We start from the raw sequence: 7,810 nt of genomic DNA on the forward strand, positions 1-7,810 counted from the left end.
GACTGGGACGGGGACATCCGCACGGGCGTGGGCATGGACTGGGGCCGGGGCGGGGGTTCCCCGTGCCGCCGGGCGTGCGAAGCCGTGGCGGTGGTGCGTCGCGGCTCCTCGCCCGGGGGTTGTGGGTGTCGGCCGAGTTCGTCGTGACCCTCGGTGTCGTGCTGCTCCTCCTCGTCGCCCACCAGCTGTGGTGGACCAACCGCGAGGCGCGCGCCGAGGCCGGGCGGGCCGTGCAGGGCCTCCAGCGGGATTGGGACGAGCCGGCCGTCGTCGACGACGAGGTGGGGGAGGCGGGCCCCCGTCCTTCGGCCTCCGGCCGTGGGGCCGGGGCCGCGCCGGCCGCCCCGGCGGCGTCCGACGCCCCGGCCCGTCCCCGGTCCGCGCCCCGCTGGGACCAGGCGTACGCCGTGCTGCGCATCCCCCGGATCGGGCTCACCGCCCCCGTCGCCGAGGGCACCAGCAAGGGCGGGGTGCTCGACCGGGGGTACGTCGGGCACTACGCCCGCACCGCGCAGGCCGGGCAGGCCGGGAACTTCGCGCTCGCCGGGCACCGCAACACCCACGGCGAGCCCTTCCGGCGCATCGACCGGCTGCGGAGCGGCGACCGGATCACCGTCGAGACCCGGGACGCCGTCTACACGTACACCGTCGGCAAACGCCTCGCGCGGACCGCGCCGTCCGACAGCGGGGTCATCGCGCCCGTGCCGCGCAGCAACATCACGACCTCCGTCGGCTACAGCGCGCCCGGCTACTACCTCACGCTGACCACCTGCACCCCCGAGTTCAGCTCCCGCTACCGGCTCATCGTCTGGGGGAAGCTCACCTCGATGCGCCCGCGGTGACGGAGACCCCGGGCGGGCGGGAGTAGGGTCCCCGGGTGTTCGGAGTGATCAGACGACGCCCTCAGTTGCTGTGGCTGCTCGTCCCCTATGTCCTGTATCTCGGTGCGCTGCCGTTCGTGAACCGGGTCACCCCCGTCGTGTTCGGCGTGCCCTTCCTCTTCGTGTGGCTCCTCGGGGCGACCCTCCTCACGCCGGTCGCCGTGTGGCTGGCGCGGAGAGAGGACCGCCGGTGAACGCCGTCGTCGCCACCTCCGTCTTCGCCGTGTTCATGGTCGCCACCGTCGCCCTCGGCCTCCTCGCCCTGCGCGGGCGCGGCAAGGGCGGCGGGCTCACCGAGTGGTCCGTGGGCGGGCGGAGTCTGGGTCCCGTCTTCATCTGGGTGCTGATGGCGGGCGAGGGCTACACCAGCTTCAGCTATCTGGGGGCCGCGGGCTGGGGCTACAACTACGGGGCGCCCGTGCTGTACGTCGTCGCGTACATGTCCTGCGGTTACGCGATCGGGTACGTCGTCGGGCCGATGCTCTGGGGGTACGCCCGCCGGCACGGCCTCGTCGGGATCACCGACATGGTCGCCCACCGCTTCGGCCGGCCCTGGCTCGGCGCGGTGGTCGCGGTGCTGGCCACCGTCTTCCTGCTGCCGTACATCCAGCTCCAGATCACCGGCATGGGGGTGGTCCTCTCCGTCATCTCCTACGGGGCCGTCAGCCTGAACTGGGCCTACTTCGTCGCCTTCGCCGTCACCACCGGCTTCGTCGTGGTCAGCGGGCTGCGCGGCAGCGCCTGGGTGTCCGTGCTGAAGGACGTCCTGGTCATCGCCACTCTCGGGTTCCTCGCGCTGTACGTCCCGCTGCACTACTTCGACGGGTACGGGCCCTTCCTCGACCGGCTCGTCACCGAGAAGAGCGACTGGCTGACCCTGCCGGGACACGGGGGCGGCGGGAGCGGGGAGGGGAGCGGCAGCGGGTTCGGGGAGCTGTGGTTCATCAGCACCACGTTCCTGAACTCGCTGACCGTCGTCATCTTCCCGACCACCGTCGCCGGATACCTCGGGGCCCGGAACGCCGACGCGCTGCGCCGCAACGCCATGTACCTGCCCGCGTACAACGTCCTGCTCTTCGTCCCGATGCTGCTCGGCCTCGCCGCGCTGTTCGTGGTGCCGGGACTGACCGGGGCTGAGTCGAACCTCGCGCTCTTCAAGCTGGTCGTCGATGCGCTGCCTGCCTGGGCGGTCGGCGTCATCGGGGTCGCCGCGGCGCTCTCCTCCATCGTGCCCATGGCCGTGTTCATGCTGGTCATCGGGACGATGTGGGGGCGCAGCGTGCTGTCGCTCGTGCCGCGCCTCGCCGAGCGGCAGAAATCCGCAGCCCAGGTGGTCGTGGTCGTCGCGGGCTCACTCGCGCTGCTCCTCACGTACACCGCCCCCAACACCCTCGTACGCCTCTCCCTCATCTCGTACGAGGGAATGGCGCAGCTCCTGCCGATGGTGCTGCTCGCCCTGGTCTGGCGGCGGCTCACTTTCCGGGGCGCGTTCAGCGGGCTGATCGTCGGCGTCGCGGTGGTCTGTGCCCTCGTCTTCAGCGGGAACGATCCGGTGGGGGGCGTGAACGCCGGGCTCGTCGCCCTCGCCGCCAATCTGGCCGTCGCGCTCGCCGTCACCTTCGCCGGGCCCCGCGACGCGGATCCGCGGCCCGACGCCGAGGTGCTGGCCGACGACCCGGACGCGTACGCCGGTGACCGGAAGGCATACGCCACCGACCCGGGGTGAAGCCGATCATCGTGTATAACGAACGGAGTGCCGTACGCGTTTTCGTACGGCAGCAGTGAGCCTTACGAAGGGCAGGAGGTGCGCACCGTGCGGGATGCCAACGCCCTGCGCCGCGCCTTCGCCCGGCTGCTCCGGCCCGCCGGGCTCCTCGTCCTCCTCCTCACCGAGGTCCTCCTCGCCGAGGGCGGCAGCCTCTCCGCGGCCGTGGCGCTCGCCGCCACCGCGGCCGCCGGATCCGCGCTCCTCGCCTGCTCCGTCATCAGCGCCCGCTGCGCGTCCCCGGTGCCCCGCACCCGGGTCCGTACGGCCATCAGGGACCGGGAGCAACGCACCGCGTTCCTCCCGCAACGCGACCCCGACGCCCGGGGCCGAACGCGACCCCGAGCACCTGGGCACGCCCTCCTGACGGCCGCCGCGTAGCGCATCCCCGCACCTCTCCCGCACGTTTCTCGTACGTACCTCTCGCGTCTCTCGCGTACGCACGACTTTCCGTACGGGCGGTGCGCCCCGCGCCGGTCGTCATGCCGAGTGATCACCCCGTACCTCCTCGCAGGTACCTCCCGGCACGACGAGACCCCCGGAGGGCTCACCCATGTCCGCCTTCATGTCCGCTTTCGCGAGCCTGGTCGGCTCCCTCGCCGACCTGCTCCAGCCGTTCTTCCAGACCGCGTCCACGGCCGCCGCGATCGTCCTGTTCACCGCGCTCGTCCGGCTGGCCGTCCACCCCTTGTCGAGGGCCGCCGCACGCGGACAGAAGGCCCGCAGCCGGCTCCAGCCGCAGATCGCCGAACTCCGCAAGAAGCACGGCAAGAACCCGGAGCGGATGCAGAAGGCGATCATGGAGCTGCACGCCGCCGAGAAGGTGTCGCCGCTCTCCGGCTGCCTGCCGAGCCTGCTCCAGATGCCCGCGTTCTTCCTGCTCTACCACCTGTTCTCCAGCGGCTCCATCGGCGGCGAGCCCAACGCCCTGCTCAGCCACGACCTGCTCGGCGCACCGCTCGGCGGGCGCTGGCACGACGCGCTCGCGAACGGCGGCGTGTTCGGCGGCCAGGGCTGGGTCTACCTGGGGCTCTTCGCGATCGTCACCGCCGTCGCCACGTTCAACTACGGACGCACCAAGCGGCAGCTCGCCGCCAACCCGATGACGCCCGCCGCGGGCCCGGACGGACAGGCCGTGCCCGGCATGGGCGCGATGGCGAAGGTGATGCCGCTGATGTCGTTCTTCACGCTGATCACGGTGGCCGTCGTCCCGCTGGCCGCCGCCCTCTACGTCGTCACCACGACCACCTGGACCGCCGTCGAGCGGGCCTGGCTGTACCGCGACATGCCGGTCGCCGGTAGCGCCATGGCCACAGCGGCGTCATCGGCCCGCCCACCGCGCCGGTCCAGTGTGTGAACGAGGTCTTGCGGAGTGATCGCATCTCTTGGACGATCGACCGAGTCCTCCGTCGGCCGCAACCCGCCGGAGGGCCACCACCTCGACCAAGAGGAGTTGGACCGTTGAAGCTGCTTCGAGTCGGTACGGCGGGCGCCGAGCGCCCCGCACTTCTCGACCGCGACGGGACTCTGCGTGATCTGTCGGGGATCGTCCCCGACATCGACGGCGAGCTGCTCGCCGACGCCTCCGCGCTCGCCCGGGTACGGGCGGCCGCCGGGGCGCCCGGCGTGCTGCCCGCCCTGGACGCGACGGGACTGCGGATCGGCCCGCCGCTCGGGCGCATCGGCAAGATCGTGTGCATCGGGCTGAACTACCACGACCACGCCGCCGAGACGGGTGCGGAGATCCCGGCGGAGCCGATCCTGTTCTTCAAGGCCCCCGACACCGTCGTCGGGCCCGACGACACGGTCCTGGTGCCGCGCGGCAGCCGCAAGACCGACTGGGAGGTCGAGCTGGCCGTCGTCATCGGGCGGACCGCCCGCTACCTGGAGACGGCCGAGGAGGGCCTCGCACACGTCGCCGGGTACGCGACGGCGCACGACGTCTCGGAGCGCGAGTTCCAGATCGAGCGCGGCGGCACCTGGGACAAGGGCAAGAACTGCGAGACGTTCAACCCTCTGGGGCCCTGGCTGGTCACCGCCGACGAGGTGCCCGACCCGCAGGCCCTGCCGCTGCGGCTCTGGGTCAACGGCGAGCTGAAGCAGAACGGCACCACGGCCGAGCAGATCTTCCCGGTCGGCGAGGTCGTCCGCTACCTCAGCCACTTCATGACGCTCTACCCGGGCGACGTGATCAACACCGGCACGCCCGCCGGGGTCGCGATGGGGCAGCCCGAGCCGAAGCCGTACCTGACGGCGGGCGATGTGGTGGAGCTGGAGGTGGAGGGGCTCGGCCGGCAGCGGCAGGAGCTGAAGGGGGCGTAAGCCGGAGCGGGCCGGGAGCGCTGTGACCTGCGCCCCCGGCCCCGTACGCACGCTCCTCAGTCGCCCGGCGTCCCCGCGAACCGCTCCAGCGCCTCGACCACCATCGCGTGGTCCTCGGCCTGCGGCAGCCCGGACACCGTCACCGAGCCGATCACGCCCGCGCCCTCCACCGCGATCGGGAACGAACCGCCGTGCGCCGCGTACGTGTCCGGGTCCAGGCGCGAGGACTCCTCGAACGTGGTGCCTTTCGCCCGGAACCGGGTGCCCACCAGGTACGAACTCTCGCCGTACCGCTCGACGACCTTGCGCTTGCGGTCGATCCACGCGTCGTTGTCCGCGCTGGACCCGGGCAGCGCCGCGTGGAAGAGCTGCTGCGCGCCGCGCCGGATGTCGATCGCGACCGGTGCGTGCCGCTCCCTGGCCAGCGCGACCAGCAGACTGCCGAGCGCGAACGCGTCGTCGTAGGAGAAGTGCGGGAAAGTGAGCCGGCGCTCTTGGGCGATCAGCTCGGAGAGGGTGGGGGAGATGGTGCTCATGCGCGCTGCTCCTTCGCCTGCTGGTCCTCGTCGTGGTGGGGGAGGAGGGTGACGGAGACGCCCTCGCGGGCCGAACGGCGGGCGGCCTCCAGGACGTCCAGCGCGGCGGCCGCCTGCAACGCGGTGACCGGGTTCGGGCCGGTGCCGCGTACGGCGGCGGCGACGGCCGCGTAGTACGCGGGGTAGTCGCCGGGCAGCGTGCGGACCGGGGCGCCGCCACCGGTCAGCGGGGACTCGCCGGAGCCGAGGCGGCCCCACAGCTCCTGAGCCTCCTCGCCCCACGGCTCACCGCCCACCGGGCGCAGGCCCTCGCGCAGGGCCGCCTCCTGCGGGTCCAGGCCGTACTTCACGTAGCCCGCCTTCGAGCCCAGCACCCGGAAGCGCGGGCCGAGCTGGGCCGTGGTGGCGCTGGCGTACAGATGCGAGCGGACCCCGCCTGCGTGGGTGATCGCGATGAACGTGTCGTCGTCCGCCGCCGCGCCGGGACGCCGTACGTCGGACTCGGCGTACACCTGGACCGCCGGGCCGAACAGCACCAGCGCCTGGTCGACGACATGGCTGCCCAGGTCGTACAGCAGACCGCCGATCTCCGCCGGGTCGCCCGACTCGCGCCAGCCGCCCTTCGGCTGCGGCCGCCACCGCTCGAAGCGGGACTCGAAGCGCTGCACCTCGCCCAGCTCGCCGTCGGCGATCAGCCCGGCGAGCGTGCGGAAGTCGTTGTCCCAGCGGCGGTTCTGGAAGACCGAGAGCAGCAGCCCGCGCTCCTCGGCGAGAGCCGCGAGCTCGCGCGCCTCGGCGGCCGTCCCGGCGACCGGCTTGTCCACGACCACCGGCAGCCCGGCCTTCAGCGCGGCCGTCGCCAGCGGGACGTGCGTCCTGTTCGGGGTGGCGATCACGACGAGGTCCAGCTCGTCGGCGCGTTCCCACAGCTCGTCCGGCGAGGCGGCGAGGCGGACGTCGGGGAACGCGGCGAGGGCCTCGGCCCGGCGCTCCTCGTTCGACGTGACGACCGTGTCGAGGACCAGCCCGTCGGTCGCGGAGACCAGCGGGGCGTGGAAGACGGAGCCGGCCAGGCCGTAGCCGACGAGGGCGACGCGGAGCGGGGCGCCGGAGGCGTTGGGGGTCATGCGATCCACTTAAGCAACGCTGTTGCCAAAGTGCAAGCGACCGGCACAATGGGGCGGTGAAGAGGAGCGAACCGTGAACGGGAGCCGCACGAAGGCCCAGGCCGGGGCCAATCTGCCCGCCCTGCGCCACCACAACGCCGCACTGGTGCTGGACCTGCTGCGGGCCGCCGGGGCCGAGGGGATCAGCAGGCTGGAGCTGGCCGAGGGCACCGGCCTCACCCCGCAGGCCGTCAGCAAGATCACCGCCCGGCTGCGGGAGGACGGACTCGCCGCCGGGGCGGGCCTGCGCCCCTCCACCGGCGGCAAGCCGCGCACCGTGCTGCGGCTCGTCCCCGACGCGCAGTTCGCCGTCGGGCTGCACCTGGACCGCGACGGGCTCACCGCCGTCCTCGTCGACCTGGCGGGCCGGCCGGTCGCGGTCACCCGCGCGCCGCTCGACCTCGGTGCTCCGGCGGACCGGGTCCTCGCGGACGCGGCGGACGCCGTACGGGACCTGTGCGCGGCCGAACCGCACAAACCGGTCCTCGGCGTCGGCGTCGCCGTGCCCGGCCCGCTGGACCACCGGGACGGCGTGCTGCGCCGGGTCACCGGATTCCCGCAGTGGGACGGCTACCCGCTGCGCGCCGCCCTGGCCGAACGGACCGGGCTGCCGGTGGTGCTGGACAAGGACACCAACGCCGCCGCCCTCGCCGTGGCCCTGTCGCTCGACGAGCCGCGCGGCGACTTCGCCTACCTCCACCTCGGTACGGGGCTCGGCGCGGGTCTGGTCCTCGGCGGCGAGGTGCACCGGGGCGCGCGGACCGGGGCGGGCGAATTCGGCCACCAGACCCTCCAACTGGACGGCCCGCTCTGCGGCTGCGGCGGACGCGGCTGCGTCGAGGCGCTGTGCCTGGCCGCCGAGGCGCGCGGCGACCGGGGGGAGTCCGCCCGGGTCCTGGGCACGGGCGCGGCAAACCTGGTCGGCCTGCTCGGCATCGACCGGGTGGTCCTGGGCGGCAGGACGGTGGCCGCCGACGAGGACGCCTACGTACGGGGCGTCCGGGCCGTGATCGAGGAGCGGGCCGCGCGGGGCGGGGCGGGCGCGGGCGTGAGAGTCACGGTCGCCCGGGGCGGTGACCGGCCGGTCGCGGAGGGCGCGGCGCAACTGGTGCTCGCGCCGGTGTTCGGGCGGGTGGGGGA

Annotated in this window: 9 protein-coding genes; 7 read left to right on the plus strand and 2 right to left on the minus strand. The window is 73.3% G+C overall.

The window, feature by feature from the left end; all coding sequences use genetic code 11:
- Positions 1–125: 125 nt before the first annotated feature.
- From HET64_RS33505 to HET64_RS33530, 6 genes are all read left to right on the plus strand, one after another.
- Positions 126–842 (plus strand): class E sortase, encoded by a 717-nt coding sequence (locus tag HET64_RS33505; protein ID WP_308370419.1) that lies wholly within the window; start codon positions 126–128, stop codon positions 840–842.
- A gap of 35 nt (positions 843–877) precedes the next feature.
- A complete protein-coding gene (locus tag HET64_RS33510) occupies positions 878–1,075 on the plus strand; it encodes a DUF3311 domain-containing protein (protein ID WP_215110961.1) in 198 nt (65 codons plus the stop codon).
- Complete coding sequence (locus HET64_RS33515) at positions 1,072–2,607, plus strand: sodium:solute symporter (protein WP_215110963.1); 1,536 nt, start codon at positions 1,072–1,074, stop codon at positions 2,605–2,607. The genes HET64_RS33510 and HET64_RS33515 overlap by 4 nt, the downstream gene beginning before the upstream one ends.
- Before the next feature lie 87 nt (positions 2,608–2,694).
- Positions 2,695–3,027, plus strand: coding sequence for a DUF6412 domain-containing protein (locus tag HET64_RS33520; protein ID WP_215110964.1), 333 nt, complete (start codon positions 2,695–2,697; stop codon positions 3,025–3,027).
- 172 nt (positions 3,028–3,199) lie between these two features.
- Positions 3,200–4,003: a YidC/Oxa1 family membrane protein insertase gene (locus HET64_RS33525; protein ID WP_215110966.1), complete on the plus strand. Its 804-nt coding sequence runs from the start codon at positions 3,200–3,202 to the stop codon at positions 4,001–4,003.
- 104 nt (positions 4,004–4,107) lie between these two features.
- Positions 4,108–4,968 (plus strand): fumarylacetoacetate hydrolase family protein, encoded by an 861-nt coding sequence (locus HET64_RS33530; RefSeq protein WP_215110968.1) that lies wholly within the window; start codon positions 4,108–4,110, stop codon positions 4,966–4,968.
- A gap of 56 nt (positions 4,969–5,024) precedes the next feature.
- On the opposite strand, the gene HET64_RS33535 is transcribed toward HET64_RS33530, so the two are convergent.
- Positions 5,025–5,504, minus strand: coding sequence for a heme-degrading domain-containing protein (locus HET64_RS33535; RefSeq protein WP_215110970.1), 480 nt, complete (start codon positions 5,502–5,504; stop codon positions 5,025–5,027).
- Positions 5,501–6,631 carry a Gfo/Idh/MocA family oxidoreductase gene (locus tag HET64_RS33540; protein WP_215110972.1) on the minus strand — a complete coding sequence of 377 codons (1,131 nt, stop codon included), beginning with the start codon at positions 6,629–6,631 and terminating at the stop codon, positions 5,501–5,503. The genes HET64_RS33535 and HET64_RS33540 overlap by 4 nt, the downstream gene beginning before the upstream one ends.
- A 73-nt stretch (positions 6,632–6,704) precedes the next feature.
- On the opposite strand from HET64_RS33540, the gene HET64_RS33545 reads away from it, so the two are divergent.
- Positions 6,705–7,810, plus strand: a 1,106-nt coding sequence (locus HET64_RS33545; protein ID WP_215110973.1) for an ROK family transcriptional regulator, incomplete at its 3' end; no start/stop codon positions are given.

This window comes from Streptomyces sp. McG3, assembly GCF_018619185.1.
Classification (GTDB): Bacteria; Actinomycetota; Actinomycetes; order Streptomycetales; family Streptomycetaceae; genus Streptomyces.